Source organism: Dyella sp., from assembly GCF_051962475.1.
GTDB lineage: Bacteria > Pseudomonadota > Gammaproteobacteria > Xanthomonadales > Rhodanobacteraceae > Dyella_A.
In genome coordinates this window covers 17,581-42,835 of record NZ_JBQCCF010000014.1, presented here as the reverse complement: position 1 = coordinate 42,835, position 25,255 = coordinate 17,581, and the positions used below count along the sequence as shown (strand labels likewise).

The 25,255-nt window shown below is 67.4% G+C and carries 18 protein-coding genes and 1 riboswitch; of the genes, 7 read left to right on the top strand and 11 right to left on the bottom strand.

Features of this window, described 5'->3' with window-relative positions:
• Positions 1–228 precede the first annotated feature (228 nt).
• Entirely contained in the window at positions 229–3,339 is a 3,111-nt protein-coding gene (locus tag ACTHJF_RS02290) for a TonB-dependent receptor (protein WP_440265648.1), read from the bottom strand.
• A 372-nt stretch (positions 3,340–3,711) separates the two neighbouring features.
• Positions 3,712–3,945: riboswitch (cobalamin riboswitch) on the top strand.
• A gap of 133 nt (positions 3,946–4,078) precedes the next feature.
• Here ACTHJF_RS02290 and btuB point away from each other — a divergent pair.
• From btuB to ACTHJF_RS02265, 5 genes are all read left to right on the top strand, one after another.
• The gene (gene btuB / locus ACTHJF_RS02285; protein WP_440265647.1) at positions 4,079–5,941 is read left to right on the top strand and encodes a TonB-dependent vitamin B12 receptor; all 1,863 of its coding nucleotides are present in this window, start codon (positions 4,079–4,081) and stop codon (positions 5,939–5,941) included.
• A gap of 311 nt (positions 5,942–6,252) precedes the next feature.
• Complete coding sequence (locus ACTHJF_RS02280) at positions 6,253–9,420, top strand: efflux RND transporter permease subunit (protein WP_440265646.1); 3,168 nt, start codon at positions 6,253–6,255, stop codon at positions 9,418–9,420.
• A gap of 158 nt (positions 9,421–9,578) precedes the next feature.
• Positions 9,579–10,970, top strand: a complete 1,392-nt coding sequence (locus ACTHJF_RS02275) for a M16 family metallopeptidase (protein ID WP_440265645.1) — start codon at positions 9,579–9,581, stop codon at positions 10,968–10,970.
• On the top strand, positions 10,967–12,451 hold the full coding sequence (locus tag ACTHJF_RS02270) for a M16 family metallopeptidase (RefSeq protein ID WP_440265644.1): 1,485 nt from the start codon (positions 10,967–10,969) through the stop codon (positions 12,449–12,451). The genes ACTHJF_RS02275 and ACTHJF_RS02270 overlap by 4 nt, the downstream gene beginning before the upstream one ends.
• Positions 12,452–12,632: 181 nt before the next feature.
• Positions 12,633–13,148 (top strand): acyloxyacyl hydrolase, encoded by a 516-nt coding sequence (locus tag ACTHJF_RS02265; RefSeq protein WP_440265674.1) that lies wholly within the window; start codon positions 12,633–12,635, stop codon positions 13,146–13,148.
• Between the two features lie 37 nt (positions 13,149–13,185).
• Here ACTHJF_RS02265 and ACTHJF_RS02260 read toward each other — a convergent pair whose 3' ends face one another.
• Positions 13,186–13,536, bottom strand: a complete 351-nt coding sequence (locus tag ACTHJF_RS02260) for a DUF3147 family protein (RefSeq protein ID WP_440265643.1) — start codon at positions 13,534–13,536, stop codon at positions 13,186–13,188.
• Positions 13,537–13,629: 93 nt separating this feature from the next.
• On the opposite strand from ACTHJF_RS02260, the gene ACTHJF_RS02255 reads away from it, so the two are divergent.
• A complete protein-coding gene (locus ACTHJF_RS02255; RefSeq protein ID WP_440265642.1) occupies positions 13,630–14,631 on the top strand; it encodes a cation diffusion facilitator family transporter in 1,002 nt (333 codons plus the stop codon).
• Positions 14,632–14,652: 21 nt separating this feature from the next.
• Here the strand turns inward: ACTHJF_RS02255 and ACTHJF_RS02250 are convergent, their stop codons facing one another.
• From ACTHJF_RS02250 to ACTHJF_RS02210, 9 genes are all read right to left on the bottom strand, one after another.
• Positions 14,653–15,249: a c-type cytochrome gene (locus ACTHJF_RS02250; RefSeq protein WP_440265641.1), complete on the bottom strand. Its 597-nt coding sequence runs from the start codon at positions 15,247–15,249 to the stop codon at positions 14,653–14,655.
• A gap of 13 nt (positions 15,250–15,262) precedes the next feature.
• A complete protein-coding gene (locus ACTHJF_RS02245; protein WP_440265640.1) occupies positions 15,263–16,612 on the bottom strand; it encodes a copper resistance protein B in 1,350 nt (449 codons plus the stop codon).
• On the bottom strand, positions 16,609–18,387 hold the full coding sequence (locus ACTHJF_RS02240) for a copper resistance system multicopper oxidase (RefSeq protein ID WP_440265639.1): 1,779 nt from the start codon (positions 18,385–18,387) through the stop codon (positions 16,609–16,611). The genes ACTHJF_RS02245 and ACTHJF_RS02240 overlap by 4 nt, the downstream gene beginning before the upstream one ends.
• A 100-nt stretch (positions 18,388–18,487) precedes the next feature.
• Entirely contained in the window at positions 18,488–18,886 is a 399-nt protein-coding gene (locus tag ACTHJF_RS02235; RefSeq protein ID WP_440265638.1) for a hypothetical protein, read from the bottom strand.
• A 58-nt stretch (positions 18,887–18,944) separates the two neighbouring features.
• Entirely contained in the window at positions 18,945–19,268 is a 324-nt protein-coding gene (locus ACTHJF_RS02230; protein ID WP_440265637.1) for a hypothetical protein, read from the bottom strand.
• Positions 19,269–19,361: 93 nt separating this feature from the next.
• Complete coding sequence (locus ACTHJF_RS02225) at positions 19,362–20,888, bottom strand: DHA2 family efflux MFS transporter permease subunit (protein WP_440265636.1); 1,527 nt, start codon at positions 20,886–20,888, stop codon at positions 19,362–19,364.
• A 72-nt stretch (positions 20,889–20,960) separates the two neighbouring features.
• Entirely contained in the window at positions 20,961–22,163 is a 1,203-nt protein-coding gene (locus tag ACTHJF_RS02220) for an efflux RND transporter periplasmic adaptor subunit (RefSeq protein ID WP_440265635.1), read from the bottom strand.
• Between the two features lie 10 nt (positions 22,164–22,173).
• A complete protein-coding gene (locus ACTHJF_RS02215; RefSeq protein WP_440265634.1) occupies positions 22,174–23,664 on the bottom strand; it encodes an efflux transporter outer membrane subunit in 1,491 nt (496 codons plus the stop codon).
• Between the two features lie 39 nt (positions 23,665–23,703).
• Positions 23,704–24,075, bottom strand: a complete 372-nt coding sequence (locus ACTHJF_RS02210) for a MarR family winged helix-turn-helix transcriptional regulator (RefSeq protein ID WP_440265673.1) — start codon at positions 24,073–24,075, stop codon at positions 23,704–23,706.
• Between the two features lie 268 nt (positions 24,076–24,343).
• Here ACTHJF_RS02210 and ACTHJF_RS02205 point away from each other — a divergent pair, with 268 nt between their 5' ends.
• The gene (locus ACTHJF_RS02205; RefSeq protein ID WP_440265633.1) at positions 24,344–25,231 is read left to right on the top strand and encodes a metalloregulator ArsR/SmtB family transcription factor; all 888 of its coding nucleotides are present in this window, start codon (positions 24,344–24,346) and stop codon (positions 25,229–25,231) included.
• The last annotated feature ends 24 nt before the right edge of the window (positions 25,232–25,255 follow it).

The window sequence follows — 25,255 nt, the reverse complement described above, 5'->3', positions numbered from 1 at the left end:
GTTTACGTACAGGATTACCGCCGCCCGCAGGCGGCCTCACCACTGCGCCCTGCCAGGTGATCCATCCCCCGAGGTAGCGTTTCACCATGCGCTCGTAACCGCGAACGAGGCCGGGGTACTGCCGGGATCAAGCTACCCCTAGCCTCAGCGCCGACCAGTTGCCGTGGTAAGCCAAAAAAAACCACCGGCCTTCCGGCCGGTGGCTTCATGATTCCCTTTGACGATTAATCAGTAGTCGTAGGTCACCGACAGTCGCACCGTGCGCGGGGTCTCATAGAAAAGCGCCTGGTGGTAGCTGTTGTTGATGTAGATCGTGTCCGGTGCCGGGTTGCCGTTGGCATCCTGACCACCGTTGTAGGCGTTGGCGAACACCGGATCCGTCTGGACGGGCTTCTGCTCGTTGAACACGTTGAAGATGTCCAGATGGAAGCCCAGCTTGTGGTCGGCGAAGGCCGGGGTGTAGTGGATGCCCAGGTTGAGAGGCTTGGTCCACGGCGTGAAACCGACGGTGCCCGGCGGCACGCGCTTACCGGCACACCAGTGGTAGTTGCCGCTGCCGCCGCCGTTATAACCCGCCGGATCATCCACGCCGTACGGGCCGTAGTAACCGAGGCACGACTTCGGCTGGCCGGACTGCGCTAGCAGGGTACCGGACACCAGCCACTCCGGGGTGATCTGGTAGGCACCGCGGAGGCGGATCTGGTGCTTGTGAACGTTCTGCAGATCGCCGTACTGGCCGTCCATCAACGCGGCGTTGTCCCAGTCTTCGGTCTTGGAGACGTCACCTTGGCCGAAGTCCGAACGCACCTGACCCTCGGTGTTACCGAAGCCGCGACTCCAGGTGTAATCGATGCGTGCCTGCCACTTGCCGTCGAACGGATGCTCCAGGTACAGGTTCACCGAACCGACCTTGCGCTTCACGCCCTGATTAAAGCCGAAGTCCGCGTTGTTCATGCTTACTAGCTGGTCGGTCTTGCCACTGCCGGCGTCGGCTCGCACCAGGAAAATATTGGTGCGACCCGGGTTGAACAGGCGGCAGGACGATGGGCCATACAGCGAGTTGTAATAACCGGAGTTCTCGTCGCCAATGTCCGTCGTGGTGATGAGACCCAGTTTTTGCATCTTCGTCTCGATGGCGTCAGGAGAACATTCGTCATCGATGGCGACCTTCAGGTCACGCCAGATCGCCTTCGCACCATAGGTCCAATTCTCGTTGAGCTGCTTGTCGAAGCCCGCGATGAACTCGTCCAGGTATTCCGGTTTCAGATTACGCGCGGTAACTTCCTGAGGATCTTTCGGCAGACCGAATTCACCGTCAGGCGAATTCTGCTTGATAAAGGTCAGCCCAGTCGGGATGCCGTTTTCGTCGATACCGGTGTAGTTGTAGTAGGTGCGGATGTAGGTCGAACGGTTGGCAGCGCGCTCAGCGGCGTTCTGCGGCAGCGCGAGGTAGTAGCGGCCGACATTGCCGTAGACCTTGAACGTGGAGTCGCCATTCACGTCCCAGCTGACACCGATACGCGGCTCCCACTGGTTCTTCAGGTCGACGAACGCCTTGCCGACGTCGTTGTAGTTGATGAAGTGGTCGTTACGCACGCCAACGTTCAACAGAACGTTCGAGGTGACCTGCCAGGCATCCTGCACGTACCACGCCTTCTGGTCGGTGGTCATGTTGGTCTGCCAACCAATCTCGCGCTTCTGAACGTAGGTCGGGTAGTAGCGCCAGTAGTAGTTGACGCTCGGGTTGAACGGATTCTGCTGGTTCGGGCCCTGGTTCTTGGCGCTGTAGCTCATGTTGTCGATACCGACCGACAGGCCGTGATCGCCCAGGCGGTAGTCGAAGTCGACACGCAGGCCGTGGGTCGAGAGCTTCGCCGCATCCGAATACCAGCTGGTATTCGTCTGGCAATTCCGGATGGTCTGACCGCCCGTGTACGCCGGGTTCTCGTTGTATGCCTGCGAGATGAACGGATACGGGCACTGGTTGCCGTACTGCGTCGGCGTGTCGAAATTCGCCTTGCCGTACAGAATGCTCAGCGTGGCGTTGTCGGTCAGGTAGCTGGTGAAGTGACCGATGTAGAAATTGCCGTCGTCCTTGCGGGTATCGTTCGGAGCAACGAAGGCACCCGTCTGCAGCGTGTCGTAGTCGAAGTTGTACGTCTGACCCGGCGCGAAGCCGTTGGCATACTGCTTGTTCTTCAACATCGTCAGTTCGAGGACGTTGTTGTCGGTGATGTTCCAGTCCAACTTGCCGTAGAACTTCGAGCTCTTGTCGTTGTTGTACTGCACGCGGCCCAGGTCGACGTTCTGGACGTCGGTGGAATTGGTCTTGGTCTGCTCGCCGGCCAAGAACAGGAACAGCTTGTCCTTGATCAGCGGACCACCCACGTACGCCGAATAGACGGTTTCCCACTGCTTGTTGTCGTTGCGGTACTGGTACAGCTTGCCCACCTTGCTTGGGTCTTCCAGTTCGTAATGCGTCAGCCCATCGATGCTGTTCGGGTTGGCGATCGGGCTGGGAACGGCCGGATTGCCATAGACGTTGTTCTTCGGGGTGCCTTCCAGGAACTTCGGCTCCCAGACCACCTGCCCGCCGAAGTGCCACTCGTTGGTGCCGCGCTTGCCGATCTGGTTGATCACGCCGCCGTCGGAACGACCGTATTTGGCGCTGTAGCCGCCGGTCAGGGTTTCCTGCTGCTCGATCGCGCCATACGGCAGCTGGAAGCCGCCGATGTTGCGGTACGGCTCGCCGGTGTTGAAGCCATTCACGTAGTAGGCGTTCTCGGACACGCTCGAGCCGCCGAACGACACCGCATTGGCGAAGTAGCTGCTGCCCTGGACGGTGCCCGGAGCAAGCAGGGCGATCGATTCAGCGCTGCGGGTCACCGGCAGCCGCTGCAGATCCGCCGCCGTGATCACGGTGCTGGAGTTGACACTACTGACGTCGATGGAAGGAAGGGCGTTGCCGGTTACAGTCACCGCCGAGAGATTGGTGGTGTCAACCGCGAAGTTAACGGCGCTACCCGCGCCCGGCGAGACTGTGACGTTGTCGCGCGTGCCGACGACGGCACCTTCCTTCTTCACGCTTACCGAGTAGGTGCCGACAGGGAGGCTGGCAACGCTGTAACGGCCGCTGCTGTCCACTTGGACATCGCGCGACACACCCGTCGAGGCCGAGGTGACGGTAACGGTCTCGCCCGCTGCAGCCTGACCGAAGATGGTGCCGGTGGTGCTCTGTGCGCTGGCGACGCCGGCGACGCCGGCCAGCCCAACGGCCAGTGCGATCACCAGCGCATTGCGACGAGGCTGCACCCCGCGCGTGTAACGACTCTTGCTCATAGCTTATCTCCCCAAGTGGGCCCTGAAGGGCTCAAAACTCATCAAATGCGGTTCGGGCGGCTAGCCCTGTCTACGTCGATGTCGCTTCGGAGCATCTCCCGAACTCCGAAACTCTGCGACTCCTGCTGGAGACCTTAAGGCGGCCGCAACTGCGACGCTGCCATGGCACCAAAGGGCGTCCTGCTTCTGAACGTTAACGTCTGATCTAACGGAGAGTCAACTTTTTCTTAGCATTCAGCAAATTCCTGCGGAAAGGCCCATCGCGCCGGTTCCTAGACGAGCGCGGCCGCCATTCCTGACCTCTATTTCTGGGCTCCTCGGAACCAGAGAATGCTTGGAAGTCAAAGTTTGAAATTCCCTGTTTCGCTATATATAGTGTTTGTTCGTTTGGGTGCTCCCATACATATATGTATGGAGTTAAACGGGAAGCCGGTGCGTCGCGCGTTCGCGCGCAACCAGTCCGGCGCTGCCCCCGCAACGGTAGGCGAGTGAATCGCCGGGCCACACGAGCCACTGTGCCTAGGCATGGGAAGGCGTGGTCCGGAACATGCGGCTCCCCGCATGTCGCTCGCAAGCCCGGAGACCGGCCCGATTCGACTGTCCTGGCGGCTCGCGGTGGGCGAGGCTGCGGTACGGATCGCGGCCACGCCGTGCGTCTGTCTCCGTGCGTTCCCCCGATGTCCTGCCAGCTCATCCCTTGTTGAGCCGCGCGCGGGTGCACGGCGAAGGAAATCGCATGATGAACAGGAATCTCGTGGCAACGGCTGTAGCCGTCGCGCTCTTTGCTGCCGCCACGCAAGGTGCGCAGGCACAGCAGGCCGACGGCACGGCGATCGATCCGGTGATCGTCACCGCCACACGCACGGCGATCACAGTGGACGATGCCTTGTCGTCGGTGAGCGTGATCACGCGGGCGGACATCGAGCGGCTGCAGCCGACCTCGCTGATGGACGTGCTGACCGGCCTGCCCGGCGTCACCTTCGCGCAGTCCGGTGGCATGGGCGAACAGACTTCGCTGTTCCTGCGCGGCACCAACTCCTCGCACACGCTGCTGCTGGTCGACGGCGTGCGCGTGGGCACAGTGAGCGCGGGGCTGGCCGCGTTCGAGCAGATCCCGGTGGAGCAGATCGAGCGAATCGAGGTGGTGCGTGGGCCGCGCTCGAGCCTGTACGGCGCCGACGCGATCGGCGGTGTGATCCAGGTATTCACCCGCCATGGCCACCTCGATGGCGGTATCGCGCCGTCGCTCAGCCTGACCACCGGCAGCCGTGGCACCGTCGGCGGGCAGGTCGGCCTGTCCGGCGGCGACCGGCACGCTTGGTACAACCTCAGCCTGGGCGGCCAGTACACCCGCGGCATCAACGCCTGCCGCGACGGCGCAGGCACGGTGTTCGCTGGCTGCTTCGCCAACGAGCCGGACAAGGATGCGTTCCGCAACTACAACGCGCTGGCCAACGCCGGCTACCGCTGGGACGACGGCACCGAGCTGGCCGGCACCTGGCTGCGCAGCCGCAACTATGTGGAGTTCGATGGCGCGCCCTACGGCAACCAGGCGCTCAACGTGCAGCAGGTGGCGGGCATGCGCCTCACATTCCGGCCGCTGTCGTTCTGGCAGGTGACCCTCGGCGCCGGGCAGAACCTGGACAAGGCCACCACGTACAACGATGGCGTCTACCTGCGCTACTCCGATTCGCGCCGCAACCAGGCCTCGTGGCAGAACGACTTCAGCATGGCCGACAACCAGCTGCTCACGCTGGGCGCCGACTATCAACAGGAGCATCTGTCCAGCGATACCGGCTACCTCGCTAGCACCCGCCAGGACACCGGCGTGTTTGCCCAGTACCAGGGCACGTTCGGCCGCAACGAGCTGCAGGTGTCCGCGCGTCACGATCACAACGGCCAGTTCGGCAGCCACGACACCGGCGCCGCCGCCTGGGGTTACCGGCTCGATCACGGGCTGCGACTGTCGGCCAGCTACGGCAGCGCCTTCCACGCGCCCACGTTCAACGATCTGTACTACCCCTACGGCAGCGGCAACCCGGACCTCAAGCCGGAAACCTCGCGCAGCGCCGAGCTGGGGGTGACCCAGCAGGGCGACGGCTGGAACTGGGCGTTGAACGCCTTCCAGACCCGGATCAGCCAGCTGATCGCGCTGGACAGCAACTACTTTCCGCTGAACATCAGCCGCGCGCGTATCCGCGGCATCGAGGGCCAGCTGGGAGCCACCCTGGCCGGCTGGCGCTGGCAGGGCTATCTGACCTGGCAGCAGCCGCGCAACGACGACGGCGGTCCGAACGACGGCCACTGGCTGCCGCGGCGACCGGAGCGCACTGCGCGGGTCGATCTGGACCGCCGCTTCGGCGACTTCAGCGTGGGCGCGACCTGGAACGTGGCCGGCGCGCGTTACGACAACATCGCCAACACCCAGCGGCTGGGCGGTTATGCCACCGCCGACCTGCGCGCCAGCTATGCCTTCGCGCCCGGGTGGGAGCTGCAGGGACGACTGGCCAATGCCTTCGACCGGCACTACGAGACGGTCTACTACTTCAACCAGCCCGGCCGCAGCTGGTATCTCACCCTGCGTTACCGTCCGCGCTCCTGAGGCGACCCATGCGCTCGGGGCGATCAGGCGGGAGCCCCTGATCCGGCCGCCCTGAGCGTCGCCGCCCAGCGGCGAAGTCGAAGGGCCCGGGCCCGATGGTCGGCGGCGCGGCCGCCGGCCTCGGCCGTGTGCGGCCACGACGGCCCCTGCCTTTCGACACGGTGGGGACTTCAGGCACATACACTGTGCGGGGACAGCGGGCATAAAGCGCGCATGTCCGTCACTCTGAACCCTGCGGCCCGGGCCCTGTCCGAGAGGCCTGCGCGATCATGCGCAGCTCGGTCGCACCGCCCGCGGCCCACGGAAGCGCCATGAATATCTTTGCCCCCATGATCCGCCGCCCGGTCGGCACCTCCTTGCTCGCTGCCGGGCTGGTGCTGGCCGGCATCTGCGCCTACCTGCTGCTGGGCGTGGCGGCGCTGCCCTCGCTGGAGTTCCCGGGTGTCTACGTGGTGGCGCAGCAGCCCGGCGCGAGCGCACAAACCATGGCCAGCACCGTGCTGGCGCCACTGGAACGGCACCTGGGGCGCATCCCGGGCGTGGACGAGATGTACGGCAACGCCAGCGAGGGCTCCGCCTCGGTGATGGTGCGCTTCACCTTCGACCGCACCGCCGACAAGGCCGCGCGCGATGTGCAGTCGGCGATCAACGCCGCCGCGCCGGACCTGCCCCCCGGCCTGCCGGTGCCGCCGCAGTACTTCAAGTTCGACACCGCCACCATCCCGATCCTGTTCATCACGCTGACCTCCAGCGGGCTGCCCCAGGACAAACTGTTCGACTTGGCCGACACCTTGCTCAAACCCGCGGTGGCGCAGATTCCCGGCGTGGCCCAGGTGCAGGTGTTCGGTGGCACGCCGCACGCGGTGCGGATCGAGCTGGACACCGCCGCGCTGGCGGCCAAGAACCTTACCCCCACCGACGTCAGCAACGCGCTGCGCGCCGCCAACGTCACTTCGCCACAGGGCATCCTGAGCAACGGGCGCACGCAGTACACCGTGTTCGCCAACGATTCCCTGCATGAGCCGGAGGAATTCGCCCGGCTGCTGATCGCGAGCAAGAACGGCACGCCGGTGCGCCTGTCCGACGTGGCGAAGGTGTACGGCGGACAGGAGGACAAGTACCAGGGCGCTTGGTTCAACGGCAGCGACACGGTGGGCCTGCAGATCAGCAAGCGACCGGAAGCCAATGCGGTGGCGACGGTGGAGGCGATCCGCGCCAAGCTGCCACAGCTGCGCGGCTCGCTGCCGGCGAACATCACCATCACGCCGGTGTTCGACCTCACCCAGACCACCAAATCGGCGCTGCACGAGGTGGAGACGGCGCTGCTGATTTCGATCGCGATGGTGGCGCTGGTGATGCTGGTGTTCCTGCGCCGCGTGCGGCCCACCTTGATCGCCATGCTCAGCGTGCCGCTCTCGCTGGCCGGCGCGTTCGTGGCGATGTGGGCGCTGGGCTACACGCTCAACACGCTGTCGCTGGTGGCGCTGGTGCTGTGCATCGGCTTCGTGGTGGACGACGCGATCGTGGTGATCGAGAACATCGTGCGCCATATGGAACACGGCGACGCGCCGCTGGAAGCCTCGCTCAAGGGCGTGCGCGAGATCGGCTTCACGGTGGTATCGATCACTCTGTCGCTGGTGGCGGTGTTCGCGCCGCTGCTGTTCGGCAACAACATGCTGGTGATGCTGCTGCGCGAGTTCTCGGTGACGCTGACCGCCGCAGTGGTGATCTCGGCGATCGTCTCGCTCACCCTCACCCCCGCGCTTTGCGGGCGCCTGCTCAAGCACGAGCCGGTACCGCCGAAGCCGCCCGGACGGATCGAGGCGGCGGTGGAGCGCTTCGATCGCGCCTTGCTGCGGCGCTACGAGCGAGCACTCGACTGGGCGATGCATCACCGCCGGCTGATGCGCTGGCAGCCGCTGCTGCTGCTGATTCTCACCGGCGTGCTCGGCTTCGCCGTGGTGAAGACCGCCGGTGGCACCTTCATGCCCGACGAGGACACCGGCCAACTGCAGGTGTTCGTCAGCGCGGACACCAACATCTCGCCAGCCCTGCTGACGCAACGGGCGCGCGAAGTGAGCGACATCATGAAGCGCGATCCGGCGGTGCTCGACCAGCTGACCATGCTGGGCGGCAACGGCTTCGGTGGCGCGGTGGGCAATTCGGCGCAGATGTTCGTCGACCTCAAGCCACGCGGCAACGGTCCCGGCATGCGCAAGGAAGGCATCAAGGAGGTCGTCGACCGACTGTCGAAGCAATACAACGCGCTACCCAACGTGGAGGTCTCGGTGAGCGCCGCTCAGTTCCTCGGCGGCGGTGGCAGCGGCGGCAACGGCGGCCAGTACGAGTTCCAGCTGATCAGCTCCAGCGGCGAAGACCTGCAGCCGTGGACGCTGAAGATGGTGCGGCAGATGCGCACCATCAAGGAGTTCCGCGACGTCAGCAGCGAGTTCGAGCACACCGGCAAGGAACAGCGGCTGCTGGTGGACCGCGAGGCCGCCGGCCGACTACACGTAGGCATGGGCACGATCGATTCGGCGCTGTACAACGCGTTCGGGCAGAACCAAGTGTCGGTGATCTATTCGGACATCAACCAGTACCGGGTCATCCTCACCTCCGGCTCAGCCGAGGACTTGAGCCCCGGCGCCCTGCTCAACCTCCACGTGCGCAACGACCAGGGCAAGATGGTGCCGCTGTCGGCGCTGGCGAAGATCGCACCGAGCATCGCGCCGACCCGCGTCCGCCATCACAACCAGATGCAGGCCACCACGATCAGCTACAACCTGGCCAAGGACGTCACCCAGGATCGCGGCATCGCGCTGGTGAACCAGGCCGCGTATGCGGTGAATCTGCCCGACGGCGTGCGGGTGGAATTCACCGGCAACAACCAGCGCCTGCAGCAGGCGCAGAACAACGGCATGATCCTGCTGCTCGCCTCGATCGTGGCGATGTACATCGTGCTGGGCATTCTCTACGAGAGCCTCGGCCATCCGCTGACGATCCTCTCCACGCTGCCGGCCGCCGGCATGGGCGCCTTTCTCGCCATGCTGGTGACGCAGACGCAGCTCTCGCTGATGGCGATCATCGCGATCCTGATGCTGATCGGCATCGTCAAGAAGAACGCGATCCTGATGGTCGACTTCGCCCTGGTGGCCCAGCGCGAGGGCGGACTGAGCCCGCCTGAGGCGATTCGCGAGGCCGCGCTGGTGCGCTTTCGCCCGATCACCATGACCACTCTGGTGGCGATGGGCGCGGCGCTGCCGCTGGCGATCGGCTTCGGCATCGGCTCGGAGATGCGCCAGCCATTAGGGATAGCCATCGTCGGCGGCCTGCTGGTATCGCAGCTGCTCACGCTGCTGAGCACACCCGCGATCTACCTGTGGAACCACGACCGCAAGATCCGCAAGGCCGCCCGCAAGGCACGCCGGGAAGAGAAGCGGCGGCTCAAGGCGCTGCGTCCGCAGACGAGCGCAGGCTGAGGTTCCGGCCGGCGCCTCTGCCACCTCGCGGCGGACCGGCATCGGACAAGCCCGACCCCCAGTCGCGAAGGCCTCGCAAGTCTGCCGGATGGCAAAGCCCTGCCTGCGCGACCCGCGGCTTGCTATCGTCGCCCGACCATCCAGGAAGGAGTTTCGTCATGCGCCATCCTCTGCGGGCCGTCGTCCGGCTCGCTTCGCTTACGTTGCTTGCGGCCGTCGCGGTCGGGCCGGCACCGGTCGCCGCGGCCGAGCTCGCCGTCCCACCCATCCACTACCGCGAGCGCAAGCTGCCCAACGGGCTGCAGGTGCTCAGCGTGGAAGACCACGCCAGCCCGACCGTGACGGTGCAGGTCTGGTATCACGTGGGCTCGAAGGACGATCCGACCGGGCGCTCGGGCTTTGCGCACCTGTTCGAGCATCTGATGTTCAAAAGCACCAAGCACATGCACGCCGAGCAGATGGACCGGCTCACCGAGGATGTCGGCGGCGCCAACAACGCCTCCACCAGCGACGACGTCACCAACTATTACGAGGTGGTGCCGGCCAACTATCTGCGCACGTTGCTGTGGGCGGAAGCCGAGCGCCTCTCCAACCTCAACGTGGATGAGAAGAACTTCAAGTCCGAGCGCGCCGTGGTGCAGGAGGAGTACCGCCAGAGCGTGCTAGCCAACCCCTACGGCAAGCTGTTCAACGCGATCGACCCGCACTCGTACACCGTGCATCCGTACCGGCGTCCGACCATCGGCAGCATCGAGGATCTGGACGCCGCTTCGCTGCAGAACGTGATCGACTTCCACAACACCTTCTATCGTCCCGACAACGCCACGCTGATCGTCGCCGGCGATTTCGACCCGAAGCAACTCGACGCGTGGGTCGATCAGTACTTCGGCTGGATTCCCAAGCCGGCCACCCCGGTACCGCAGGTCACCGCGGTCGAACCGGCCCGCACGGCGGACAAGCGCTACACCGAAACCAGCCCCACCGCACCGCTGCCCGGCATCGCGATGACCTGGCTGATCCCGCCGGCACCGTCGGCCGACACCATCCCGCTGCAGGTCGCCGCGGCGCTGCTGTCCGAAGGCGATTCCTCGCGGCTGTACCAGTCGCTGGTGTACCGCGATCAGGTGGCGCAACAGGTTGGCGCCGATGCCGATGCGCGCGTGGGGCCGGGGCTGTTCACCGTCTACGCCATCCTCGCCAGCAAGCACACGCCGGATGAGGCGGAGAAGCGGCTGCGCGCGGAGATCGACCGGCTCGCCACCCAGCCGATTCCCGACGCGGAGCTGACCAAGGTGAAGACCCAGCTGCTCACCGCCCAGCTCAAGCAGCGTCAAACGCCGATGGGGCTGGCCTTTGCGCTGGGGCAGGCGACCCTGATCGACGGCGATCCGGCCCACGTGAACAGTGACCTCGCCGCCTTGCAGAAAGTGACCGCCGCGGACGTGCAGCGCGTGCTGCACACCTACGTCACCGGCGCGCACAGCGTGACCATCGACTACCTGCCGCAGCCCAAAGGCGCGCCGGCCACCCGCCAGGGAGCGACGAAATGAGCCGACCGATGCACCGCCTCGCCCTCGCCGCGCTGATTGCCGGCGCCCTCGGTGTTACCGGCGCTGCCTGCGCCGGCGACTTTCCCAGCACGCCACCGCCGCCGGCCGTCGCGCCGCAGCTCAACGTGCCCACGCCCTCCAGCCAGACGCTGGCCAACGGCCTGCGCGTGGTCAGCGTGCGTCGGGCCGGGCTGCCGCTGGTCACCGCGCAAGTGCTGATCCGCCGCGGCGGTGAGATGGATCCGCCCGGCGAAGCGGGACTGGCCAACCTCACCGCCAACCTGCTGACCAAAGGCGCTGCCGGCAAGACCGCGCCGCAGATCGCCGCCGCCGCCGAAGCGTTAGGCGGCACGCTCGATGCGTCCGCCGGCTGGGACGAGAGCGGCGTCGGCATCACCGTCACCACGCCGCGACTGGGCGAAGCCCTGGCGCTGCTTGCCGATGTGGTGCGCCGCCCGACCTTCGCCGACGACGAGCTGTCTCGCGCCCGCGCACAGGCGCTGGACGACCTGCAGTTGATGCTCAGCCGCCCCACCACGCTGGCCTCGCTCGTGGCCGCCCGCAGCGTGTTCGGCGACGGCGCCTATGGCCATTGGCGCAGTGGGACCCCCGCCTCGCTCAAGCGCGTGAGCCGCTCCGACGTGGTGCAGCTGCATCAGGCGCTGTACCGACCGGACAACGCGATCCTGGTGCTCACCGGCGACATCACGCCCGAACAGGCGACCGAGCTGGCGCGCGCCAGTTTCGGCGACTGGAAGGCACCGGCCACGGCCTTGCCCAAGGCGCCGGCCACCGATGGCCGCAGCACACTGCCCCACCTGCTGGTGATCGACCAGGCCGGTGCGGGCCAGGCCGGCGTGGTCGCTGCTCACGTGGCGCCGCCGCGCAGTGATGCGGATTTCTACGTGGGCACGGTCGCCAACGCGGTGCTTGGGGGCTCGTACTCGGCGCGCCTCAACGAGGAGATCCGCATCAAGCGCGGCCTGTCCTATGGCGCCAGCAGCAGCTTCGATTCGCGCCGCGGCAGCGGCCTGTGGTTGGCTGCGGCGCAGACCAAGAACCCCTCGGCCACCCAGGTGGTAACTCTGATGCAGGGCGAGTTCGACCGCCTCGGTTCGACACCGGTGGGCGCCGACGAACTGGCCGCGCGCAAGGCCACCCTGGTGGGCGAATACGGGCGCAGCCTGGAGACCACGTCGGGACTGGCCGGTCAGGTGGGCGAACTGGCGGTCTACGGCGTGGACTTGGCCGACATCGGCCGCTACATCGAGCGCGTGCAGGCGGTGACGCCCGCGCAGATCCAGCGCTACGCGCAGGCCCACCTGGGCGAGACCGACCGGCACGTGGTGGTGGTCGGCGACGCGGCGCAATTCGGCGCGGCGCTGATCAAGGCGCATCCGCACGGTCGCCAGCTGAGCGCGAAGGCGCTCGACCTGGACAGCGCCACGCTGCAACCGCCGACGCCGACGTCGACGCGCTGAGCGGCTGACAGAAATGCCCCGGGGCCCGGGCGAGCGATCGCCCGGGCTTTTTTGTCGCCGCCGACGAAACGCTCTGTTGTGCAAAACAACGCACGAATGTTCACTGCGGCTGCACGGATCTTTATTAAACTATCGGGTCTAGTAACACCAAAAATCCCAAGGAACCCCGACCGTGCACGCCATCCCCTCCCCCCGTCGTCTCGCCGCTGCCTTCGCCCTGCTGACCCTGCCGGCGCTCTCCCAGGCTGCCACCCATGTGGAAGTGCAGGCTGGCCGCAGCTACATGGATTCGCACGGCACCAACACCGCCTTCGTGGAAGCCGTGTTCGCTCCGCACGCGATCGGCGACAGCCGCTACACCTGGTCGCCCGACGTATCGGCCGGATGGATCGACGGCCGTGACCTCAGCCGCAAGTACAGCCAGACCACGCGCCCCTCGGTCGCCCTGGTCGCGGCCGGTGCGCGCCTGCGCACCAGCGACGAGAGCGCGTGGTATCACCCGCTGTTCTTCAGCTTTCAGCTCGCCGGCACCAATCACGCCACCCAGGCGCTATCCAGCCATTACCAGTTCGTCAGCACACTGGGGCTGCAGTTCAAGCACGTGAGCTTCGCCATCCGCCACATCTCCAACGGCGGCCTGCACGATCCCAACAGCGGCGAAACGATGGCCCTGGTCGGCGTGGGCTTCGATATCTGATCGACCGCGGCCGGCGTAGCGCGCGCCGGCCGCCGCTTCAGAGCAGCTTGATCCCGAACGGCTTCACCGCCAGCGCGAACAGCGCGAAGCACACCACGGTGATCACCGCGCTGATCGCCAGCGCCGGCCAGAAGCCGAAGCGCGCCAGCAAGCGCGGGAACGCCAGGAACATCGGCAGCGTGGGCACCACGTACCAGAAGGTGTACCAGGCGTGGTTGGCGATCTTCGCGGTGGACTGCTTTTCCACATGCAGCCAGATCAGCGCCAGCAACGTCACCAGCGGCAGCGAGGCGATCAGCGCGCCGGCGCGGTCGCTGCGCTTGGCGACTTCGGACACGATCACCACCACGGCGGCGGTGATCAGGTATTTGGCGATGATCCAGGGCATGCAGCGGCTCGCAATGGCGACGCGTGTGATGACATAACGCGGGGGCCGCATCGTATCGTTTCGAGGTCCTCGCCACATCGTCGAACGCTTTCCGTGACCTCCTCCGCGCACCCGCACGACCATCCCCACGATTACTCAGCCGCTGCGCATGATCACGATCATGCGCACCACGACGACCACGGGCACAACCACGCCATCGCCCAGGACGCCGACCGGCGTTACCTCGGCGTCGCGCTGGCCCTGCTGCTGGGATTCACCGTGGTGGAAGTGGCCGTCGGCCTGATCGCCGGCTCGCTGGCGCTGATCTCCGATGCCGGTCACCTGCTCACCGACGCGGCGGCGATCACGCTGGCGCTGTGGGCGATGAGCCTGGCCAAGCGGCCCGCCAAGGGCAGTTACACGTTCGGGCTCAAGCGGGCGGAAATTCTCAGCGCACAGATCAACGGGCTGTCGCTGCTGTTGCTCTCGGCGTGGTTCATTATCGAAGCGGTGGTGCGGCTGATTACGCCGCCGCGTGTCGACGGCGCGCTGGTCACCGTGGTGGCCACGGTCGGCATCGGGGTGAACCTCGTCGCGGTGTGGGTGATGAGCAAGGCCAACCGGCAGAGCCTCAATGTGGAAGGCAGCTTCCAGCACATCCTCACCGACCTGTACGCCTTCATCGCCACCGCCATCGCCGGCGCCATCGTGTGGTGGACCGGCTGGAACCGCATCGACTCCATCGCCGCGTTGATCGTGGCCGCACTGATGTTCAAGGCCGGCTACGCGCTGGTGCGCGACTCCGGCCGGGTGTTCCTGGAAGCGGCGCCACGCGGGCTGGATCCGGCGACCATCGGCGAAGCGATGCGTGCGGTCGAAGGCATCACCGCAGTGGAAGACCTGCACGTGTGGGAAGTGACCTCGGGCATGCCGGCGCTGTCGGCCCATCTGTTCGTGAGTCGCGCGCTGGACTGCCACGACACCCGCCGCACCGTGCAGGCGATGCTGGCCGAGCGCTTCGCGATTACCCACGTCACGCTGCAGACCGACCACGCCGACGAGGACGAAGCCAGCCGCGGCGCGCACACCGCCTGCGCGTTCTCGCACACGCACTGAGCCGCGCCCAAAACCGAAGGTTCAGTGCGCGACGGGCGCGCCGTCGTGATTGTGGCCGTGGTGGTCCGTGTCGGTAGCGGCGCCCATGTCCATGTCGTCGTCCGGCGGCGCCCGCGCCACGATGTCCTTGTATTCCTGCGCACTCATGCCGGGGAGCTTCTGCAGGAAGGCGACCATCGACCAGATCGTCGCGTCGTCGTGGCTGGTGCCCCACGCCGGCATCGCGCTCATCTTGATGCCGTGCTTGATCACCCAGAACGCCTGCTTCGGATCGACCCGCTCCCGGCTGAGGTTCGGCGGCTGCGGGTACAGGCCGGGGCGGATCTCAGAATCCGCCATGGCCGGGGAGAGATGGCACTGCGTGCACATCGCCGCGTACTGCCCGGCCCCCTTGAGCACGCGTTGCGGGTTGTCCAGGTCCGGCACTGCCAGATCGGCGGCGTGGGCGCGGATCGAACGTTCGCGCAGCGTCTGCATCAGCGCGAACACGGGCCGCGTGTGCGGGGCATCCGCGCCGATGTCGTAGCGGCCCGACCAGACGAAGGCTGCGGCGCCGGCGGCCAGCAGCACCAGCGTGGCGAGCACGCCGAAGAGGAACGAGCGGAGCGGTGTCGTCATGGCAGAGTCCTGATTAGAACCAGATACGCAGGCCGGCCACGAATTGCCGGTCGAACACGGCGCGGCCGGCCGTTCGTGCGAGGTCGGCGGTGGCACCGACGCGCTGCACGAACTGCACGCCCACATACGGTGCGAACTCCCGACGGATCTCGTAGCGCAGCCGCAGGCCGAACTGTACGTCAGTGAGGCCGCGGCCGAGCCCGCGGGCCGGATCGCGGCGGCCGTAGAGGTTCGCCTCCAGCTCCGGCTGCAGGATCAGCCGCTGGGTGAAGCGCAGGTCGTAGCTGGCGCGCAGGCGCGCCGCACTGCGTCCGGAGGTGCCCAGATAGAGCGTGGCCTCCACGTCGAACCAGTACGGCGCCAGACCCTGCACGCCGGCGGCGAGCCAGTCGCGCGACGGGCCCTCGCCGAGGTCGTGGCGCACGCCGAGCGTAGTGTCCCAGTAGGCCGCTACAGCGTGGCTCCACAACGCCTCGACGTCACCGTCCTCCAGCCGCCCACCGCTGCGCTCGCCTTCGCTGCGTAGCCAGAGCTTGTCCGCATCGCCGCCGTACCAGCCCTGCAGCTCCCACGCCTGCCCGCTGCCGTCACGACCGTGGAAGGCTTCGAGCTGATCGACCAGCAGCATGCCGATCGAGGCGCTGTCGGCCATGTCCATGCCGGGCATGGTGCTGTGGCCGTAGCCTTCCGAGTAATCGGGGTTGCGCGCATCTGCCGGCGCCGCACCGCCCTGCATGGCGCCCATCGACATGCCGGACATGGCAGCGCCCTTGGCCGCGTGATCCATCCCTGGCATCGCAGACATGTCTGACATGCCGGGCATGGCGGAAGTAGCCGGCGCCGAATGGCTATCGCCTTGCGGCATGCCGGGCATCGCGCTGCGGTCTATCGCCGGGGTACCCTGCGTTGACGAGGACGGCGCGGGCGCGTGGTCCTCGTGCGTTGCGTGCTGCATCCCCGCCATCGCGTCCATGTTGGACATCGAGGAAGCGGCCGCCGGATGGCGGTCTCCGTGCTGCATGCCGGGCATCGCACCGTGGTCCATCGCCGGCTTGCCCTGCGTCGACGAGGAGGACGTCGGCGCGTGGCCCTTGTGCGCCGCGTGCTCTATCCCCGGCATCGCGTGATCCATCGTCGACATCGCGCGCGATGCGGGCGCATCCACGCTGGATGCCGGCGCGGACATCGGCATGTCGCCCATCGGCATCGCGCCCATGTCCATTCCGTGTGTGTCGCCGGTGGAAGCGGAGGATGCCAGCGTCGATTGCGCCGCGGCCGGCGGCATCCATGTCACCGCGGCGAGCGAGAGCACGAGGCCAAGCGTGGTGCGCGCGAAGCGGGGGAAAGCGATCTTCCGGCTCATGCCACCACCACTTCGCGGAACATGCCCGCTTCCATGTGGTAGAGCATGTGGCAGTGATAGGCCCAACGCCCCGGGGCGTCTGCGGTCACCCGATAGCTGATGCGCTGCGCGGGCTGCACGTTGATGGTGTGTTTGCGCACCTGGAACGTGCCGTCGGGGTTTTCCAGCTCGCTCCACATGCCGTGCAGATGGATCGGGTGGTTCATCATGGTGTCGTTGACCAGCACGATGCGCAGCCGCTCGCCGGCACGGAAGTGGATCGGCGTCGCATCGGAATACTTCACGCCATCGAACGACCACTCATAACGCTCCATGTTGCCGGTGAGGTGCAGCTCGATGGTGCGGCTGGGCGGGCGCGAGTCGATCGGGCCACCGAGAGTGTGCAGATCGGCGTAGGTGAGCACGCGCCGGCCGTTGTCGCGCAGCCCCACACCCGGGTCGTCGAGATTGCTGCGCGGCATGTCCACGCGCATGTCCACGCCGGGGCCGTATTCGGTGCGGGCGTGATGAACAGGCGGGGCAGTCATGATCATGCCGGCCATCTCTGGGCTCTCTGGGTGCCTGGCCTGATCGCCCATAGCGCCGTGATCCATCGCCATCGCGCCCATCATGTCGACCATGCTCAGCCGCGTGCGCGGATCCAGCGGCGGCACCGGCGCGCGCATACCTTCGCGTGGCGCCAGCGTGCCGCAGGCGAAGCCGCTGCGGTCGATCGACTGGGCGAACACGGTGTAGGCGCGATCGTCGGTCGGCTGCACCAGCACGTCGTAGACCTCGGCCACACCGATGCGCAGCTCGTCCACCGCCACCGGCTGCACGTCCTGGCCGTCGGCCGCGATCACCGTCATGGTGAGGCCCGGGATGCGCAGGTCGAAGAAGGTCATCGAGGAGCCGTTGATGATGCGCAGGCGCACCCGTTCGCCGGGGCGGAACAGGCCGGTCCAGTTGCCCGCTGGCGCCACGCCATTGAGCAGGTAGGTGTAGGTGGCGCCGGAGACGTCGCTGAGATCGCTGGGGCTCATCCGCATGCGGTTCCACATGCGGCGCTTGGCCAGCGCCTGCTGCCAGCCCAGCGCGCGCACGTCGTGGAAGAACTCCGGGGCGGTCGGCTGGGCGTAGTTGTAGTAGTCGCTGTGGCGCTTGAGCGTGGCGTAGACGTGCTCGGGATCGTCGTCGGTCCAGTCCGACAGCAGCAGCACGTGCTCGCGGTCGGCCGGGTGCCGCTCGCCTTCGGCGGGGTCGACCACGATGGCGCCGTACAGGCCGGACTGCTCCTGGAACCGCGTATGCGAGTGGTACCAGTAGGTGCCGCTCTGGCGCACGGGAAAGCGATAGCTGAAGGTTTCGCCCGGCGCGATGCCCGGAAAGCTCAACCCCGGGACGCCGTCCATGGCGAACGGCAGCAGGATGCCGTGCCAGTGGATCGAGGTGGGCGTGGCCAGGCGATTGGTCACGTGCAGGGTGACCTCGCTGCCTTCCTTCCAGCGCAGCAGCGGCCCGGGCGCGAAGCCGTTGATCGCATGCGCCAGCCGCCGCGTGCCGGTGAAGTTGACCGGCACCTGGCCGATCTCCAGTGCGAATTCGGTGCCGGACAGCGTCGGCGGGGCGATACCGCCAACCACGGGGATACGCGCTGCAGCGGCCCGGGCTGGACGGCTGCCGAGCAGCCCGGCGCTGGCGGCCACCGACCCGAGCGTTAGGCCCTGGACGAAGCGGCGGCGGGAAATATCCATCCCGTCGCGGGGCGACGGAACGGGCAGGTTCGTGCGGTTCATCTGAACTCTCCAACAGGCGTAGCGCGAGCGGCGTGTCGCGACGCGACATCACGCACCCGCCGGGGCGTACACGACGGGCGATGAGCGTACGGGTGGAAAGTCAGTTTTGCGGCGGTCGCAACGGCGGCGACGCGGGCCGCCGCGGCGCGGTGTCGACCGGACGCGGCGCGAGCGCCACAGGCGACAACTGGAGCGCCACCGTCAGCGCCGGCACCGGCAGCAGCGCGGGCGCGCACATCGTGGGGCAGTGGCAACCGCCGTCGGCCATGCCCGCACCGCCGTCGCAGTGGGGCGATACCGGCGACGCCGCATGGGCGGCTGCCGCCGGATGGCTCGTCATCATGGCGGCTTCCGTCATCGCCGCGGGCGCCGTCGCCACGGCGCCCATGCCGACCATCGGCAAGGCGTGGGCCGTGTTGAGCACCAGCATCAGCCAGGCGAGCAGACTCATCGCCCAGCGGCGGGGCGCAAGCGACAGGCGGCGTGGCGAGAGGATCATCGGCACAGCTTAGGCGCTGCCGATCGGGCGCTCAACGCTGGAGCAGGCTCCATGCGATCTACGGCTGGCTGAAGCCCAAGTGCAGGGTGATCTTGTCGCCGGCCTTGAGGTCCTTCATCGCCGCAGGCGGGAAGTGCACCTTGAGCGCCATGCCGCCGGCGGTCACATCGACGATGCCGGTAGCCGGGTCGGCCGCGGTGACCGTGGCCGGCATGCGGTGCATGCCCTTGACGTTCATGCCGGCCATGCGATGCATGCGCATCGACTGCATCGAGCCGCCCGCGCTGGCGGCAGCAGGCGGCATGGAGTCCTGGGCGAGGGCGCTGCCGGCGGCGAGGGACAGCGTCAGCAGAGCAGCGGTAAGCGTACGGTGGCGGATCATCGGCGTTCTCCGGAAGCGATGGGCTCGGAACAGCCGCCTGAAGCTAGCGCACGCCGCGTTCAGTCCACCTGAAAACGGCGTGTGCGAGGGGCCTCAGTGACCGCCGGCCGCCGGCCCCGGCTTCGCCCCGAACGGCGGCTTGGCCAGCCAGATCACCAGGATCAGGCCCAGGAAGATCCAACCCAGCACGTGGAACACCTCGTTGAAGGAGATCTGGTAACCCTGCTGGGTGATCATCTGGTTGATCGTCGCCGCCGCGGCAGTGGTGTCGCCGTGGCCGACCTGCTGCATCGCCGCCTGCGCGGTGGGGTTGTACGGCGTGATCTGCTCGGCCAGCTGCGCATGGTGGGTCACCGCCCGGCGCTCCCACATGAAGGTGGTGAGCGAAGCGGCGAAGCTGCCGCCCAGCGTACGCAGGAAGGTGGCCAGGCCGGAGCCGGCGGCAATCTCGTTCTGCTGCAGGTCCGACAGCAGGATCGACAGCACCGGCATGAAGAACAGCGCCACGCCCAGGCCCTGCAGCAGCTGCACCATCGCCACGTGGTAGAAGTCGATCTGCAGGTAGAAGTCCGAGCGCATGAAGCAGGTCACACCCATCACCAGGAACGCCGCACTGGCCAGCCAGCGCAGGTCGATGCGGCTGGCGTACTTGCCCACGATGAAGGTCAGCAGCACCGGAATGATGCCCAGCGGCGCGGTGGCGTAGCCGGCCCAGGTGGAGGTGTAGCCCAGGTTGCGCTGCAGCCACAGCGGCACCATCAGGCCGATCGAGAAGAACGCCGCGTACGCGAGCACCAGCGCCAGCGTGCCGGCGCTGAAGTTGCGGTGACGGAACAGCCGCAGGTTGACGATCGGATCCTTTTCGGTGAGCTCCCAGATCAGGAACACCGCCAATGCCACCGCCGAGATGATGCTGGTGATGACGATGAAGCTGGAATTGAACCAGTCCTCGTCGTTGCCCTTGTCCAGCACCACCTGCAGCGCGCCCACGCCGATGATCAGGGTCACCAGGCCGACGTAGTCGATCTTCGGCCGCTCGGTCTTTTCCTCGCGCCCCTTCATCTGCGCGCCCACCACCATCGAAGCGAAGATGCCGATCGGCACGTTGATGAAGAAGATCCACGGCCACGAATAGTTGTCGGTGATCAGGCCGCCCAGGATCGGGCCGGCGATCGGCGCCACCACGGTGACCATCGCCAGCAACGCCAGCGCCATGCCGCGCTTGGCCGGTGGATAGATCGAGATCAGCAGGCTCTGCGTGATCGGGTACATCGGACCGGCCACCGCGCCCTGGATCGCGCGGAACAGGATCAGCATGCCCATGCTCTGCGAGATGCCGCACAGGAACGAGGTCAGCGCAAACAGCAGCGTCGACCAGATGAACAGCTTTACCTCGCCGAAGCGGCGGGTGAGGAAGCCGGTCAGCGGCAGCGCGATGGCCATGCTCACCGCGAACGAGGTGATCACCCAGGTGCTCTGGTTCGAGCTCACGCCGAGGTTGCCGGCGATGGTCGGCAGCGACACGTTGGCGATCGTCGTGTCCAGCACCTGCATGAAGGTGGCCAGCGACAGGCCGACCGTGGTCAGCGCCAGATTGGGTGGGCGGAAGGCTGTGCTCATGACGACTCGATTGGGGGCGGGGGGTGGGCCGGTGCCGCCGCGGGGACGGCGACACCGGCGCGGCGGTTGGCCTTACTTGCCCTTACCGCCAGCCATGTTGGCGTGGATGATCTGCGCGATGACGCCGTCGGCCTGGGCCAGCTGCTTGTCGTAGACGTCGGTGTTGAGCAGCGGCGCGGTCGGCGGCTGCTGCGCCAGCATCGGACCGTTCTGGTTGTGCAGGCTCACTTCCACATTGCTGGACAGGCCCAGGCGCAGCGGATGCGCGTCGAGCTGCTTGGGCTCGGTGAACACGATGCGCACCGGCACGCGCTGCACGATCTTGATCCAGTTGCCGGTGGCGTTCTGCGCCGGCAACAGCGAGAACGCGCTGCCGGTGCCCACGCCCAGGCTCTGCACCTTGCCCTTGAAGGTGACGTCGCCGCCGTACACGTCCACGTCCACGTCCACCGGCTGGCCGATGCGCATGTGGGTGAGCTGGGTTTCCTTGAAGTTGGCGTCGATCCACACCTGGTGCAGCGGCACCACCGCCATCATCGCCATGCCCGGCGCCACACGCTGGCCCAGCTGCACCGAGCGCTTGGCGACGTAGCCGTCCACCGGCGCCACGATGGTGGTGCGCAGGTCGTCGAGGTAGGCGGCGCGCAGCTTCGCGGCGGCCATCTGGACGTCCGGATGCGAGGCGACCACGGTATCGTCGACCAGCACCTTGGAGGTGTTGTACTGCTGCTGCGCGTTGGTCAGCCCACTCTCGGCATCGGCCAGCGCGTCGCGAGCGTGCGCCAGCTCCTCGGCGGAGATGGCGCCGCTCTTGGCCAGGTTCTTGCGGCGCTCGTAGTCGGCACGGGCCTTGTCCACGGCAACCTGGCGGGCCGCCACGTCGGCCTGTGCGCCGGTGACGGAGTTGTACAGGCCGCGCACCTTGCGCACGGTGTTGGCCAGATTGGCCTTGGCTTCGGCCAGCGCCACGTCGGCGTTGCTCTTATCCAGGCGCACCAGCACGTCGCCCGCATGCACGAGGTCGCCGTCATCGGCGCCGATGCTCACCACGGTACCAGGCAGCTGCGGGGTGATCTGCACCACGTTGCCATTGACGTAGGCGTCGTCGGTGCTTTCGTACCAGCGGCCATCGAGGAAGTACCACGCGGTCCAGGCGATGGCAGCGAGCACCACCAGCACGCCGAGCAGGCGCAGGAAGAAACCGCGGCGGTTGTTCGCCGGCTTGGCCGGCGCGCCGGCCTGGGTGTCGGCCGGAGTGGAAGGTTGGCTGGACATGGGTCAGGCCTCAGGAATGATCGGAAGGGGAGGAGGAGGGGGCATCGGCCGGCGGCGCGGCCGGCGGCACCGCGTCGGCGTTGCGCGGCTGGTAACCGCCACCGAGCGCGGCCAGCAGCTGCACGGACAGATCGACCTGCTGCGCCTTCAGCGCGGCCAGGCCCTGTTCGGCCTGCAGCAGCTGCTGGCGCACGGAGAGCGCTTCGAGATAACTGCCCACGCCGGCGTGATAGCGCTGGCTGGCCAGCTCCCACGCCTGGCTGGCGGCATCCAGGGCACGCTGCTGGGCCTCGACCTGGGTGGCGAGCGAGTCGAGCCCGGAAAGATCGTCTGCGACCTCGTTCACCGCACCCACCAGGGTCTGGTTGTACTGCGCCACGGCCAGGTCGTAGGCGGCGTCCTTGCGATCGAGGTTGGCGCGCAGGCGGCCACCGTCGTAGATCGGCAGGCTCAGCGTGGGGCCGAGCTGGTAGAACCGCGCCGGCAGCTGGAACAGGTTGGTGCCGCCGGTGGCGAGCACGCCGGCCAGGGCGCCGATGCTGAGGTTGGGCAGGAATTCGGTCTTGGCCGCGGCGATGTCCTTTTGCGCCGCCTCAACGCGCCAGCGCGCCGCAACGAGATCCGGGCGGTGGCCGATGAGGTCGCCCGACAGGTTCGCCGGCACCGCCACCGCGGTCGGTTGCAGCACCGCCGGACGACCGATCGCCAGGCCGCGGTCCGGGCCCTTGCCGAGCAGCATCGACAGCGCCGAGCGGGCGGCATCCACCGCGCGGTCGGCCACGGCCTGGGCGCGCTGCGCCAGCGCCACCTCGGCGTCGCCTTGCTTGAGCTGCAGCGTGCTGTCCACACCGGCGTCGACGCGCTGGCGGGTCAGCTTGCGCGCCTCGCTGGCGCGCTGGAACTCGGCGTCGGCGACGTCCTTCTGGGCGAACGCATAACCGAGCTGCGCATAGGCGCGTGCCACGTTGGCGGACAGCTGGATGCGCGCCGCGCGCGTCTCGATGTCGGCGGCCTTGGCGGCGCCCACGGCCGCCTGCCAGGCGGCCTTCTTGCCGCCCCACAGGTCCAGCCCCCAGTTGAAGCTGGCGTAGGCGTACTTGGCGGTAACGAAATGGCCGCCACCTACGTCCGGCGGCACCGCCGTGGTCGGCAAGCGCGCGCCGGAGACGGCGGCGCCGGCGTTCACGCTGGGGCCGCGCGCGGCGTTGGCGCTGCCCACCTCGGCCTGCGCGGCACGCGCGCGGGCGTCGGCGACGGCGAGGCTGGGGTTGTCGCGCAGCGCCTCGGCGATCAGCGCGCCGAGCTGGGGATCGCCCAGCGCGGCCCACCAGTCCTCACTCGGCCAGGTGGCTTCGGCGGCATGCAGGCGCGCCAGGCTTTGCGCGGTGGCCAGCGTGGACGGATCGGTCGGCGTGCCGCGGGGATGCAGGCCGCCGCTGCTGGCGCAACCGGCCAGGGCAAGGGCGAGCCCGATGCCCGCGGCGAAGGAGTGCAGACGCATGGTCATGATCTCTGGGGAAAGGGGAGTCGGGTCGGGGAATCAGGACTTGTCGCGCAGCGCGTGCAGCACGCGCTCCAGGTAGTCGTGCAGTTGCTCGCGCTCGGTGAGGCTGAGCGAGCGCTGGGCCGCTTCCAGCACGCGGTCGTTGCAGTCGGTGAGCCGCTGCCACAGCCCATCGCCGACCTCGGTCAGCTCGATGCGCAGCGCGCGGCGATCCTGCTCGTGCGGCGTGCGGCGCAGAAAGCCCTTGGCCTCGAGCTGGTCGAGCTGGCGGGTCATGGCGCCGCCGTCCAGCTCCACCGAGCGCGCCAGCTCGCTGGCGCTCATCGGGCCGAGCCGGGCCAGCCGCTTGAGGATCAGGAACTGGGTGAAACGCAGGTCGATCTCCTGCGCGGCCAGCTCGGCTTCCATCGCGCGGACGATCTCGGAGCGAACCAGGCCGAGCAGCACGCCGAGGCTCTCGGCGGGACCCTTGAGGATGGGAGCGGTGGGGTTGGCGGTGTTCATAGCCGCGCATTCTATTGCCGCAAGTTTATTTGTCAAGGCAAATATCTCGGCAACAGCCTTTGCAGCGGCAAAACTCCCGCGGCGCCCGACCCGCCTGCCGCGGGGCGCGGCCGCTGGCGTGACAAACGCCGCGGAGCCAGGCAGACTTCTGAAATACTTATTTCAATGAAATATGAATAACGATCCCCTCCCCACCGCGCTCCTGCACCGGCGCGCGCAGGACACCGCCCGCCTGCTGCAGGCGTTGGCCCATCCCACGCGCCTGTTGGTGCTATGCCGCCTGTTCCGCCAGGGCGAGGCCAGTGCGGGCGAACTGTCGACCCAGTTGGGGATCGCGCCCTCGGCCCTGTCGCAGCACCTGGCACGCATGCGCGAAGAGGGACTGCTGGAGCAGCGACGCCAGGCCCAGCAACTGTTCTACCGGCTGGGCAACGAGGCCTCGGCCCACGTGCCCGCGCTGCTCACCAGCCTGTGCGCGCTGCCCCCGGAGCCCGCCCAACCGTCAGGAGACGACCCGATGAAAGCTTCCGCTCTGGCCGCCGTGCTCGGCCTGGCCCTCACCCATGCCGGCGCGATCGCCGCAGACGGGTTCTGGATCACCCCCACCATCGAGGGCGCCGGCAGGATCCATCCGCTGCCGCAGGCGCACTACCAACCCGACGCGCGTGCGTCCTACAAGGTGGTGTTCAGCCTCACCGGGGCGGGCCAGCCCGATCAGGTCAATCCGGGGCTGCAGCGCGTCGCCCGCACGGTGAACCTGTACACGCACGCGGGCGTGCCGCTGAGCCACCTGCACTTCGTGGCGGTGGCTTCCGGCGCGGCCACGCCACTGGCGCTGGACGACGCGCATTACCAGGCCGCGTTCGGCCAGCCCAACCCCAACCTGCCGGTGATCGCCCGCCTGCGCGAGGCCGGTGTCGACGTGGCGGTCTGCGGCCAGGCCGTGGCCGAGCACGACTACCCGTACGAGGCGGTCGACCACCGCGTCACGCTGGCCCTGTCAGCGTTGACCACGATCACCGAATTGCAGCAGCAGGGCTATGCCCTGATGCCGCTTTGAACCCCCTGCAACCGATCACGACAC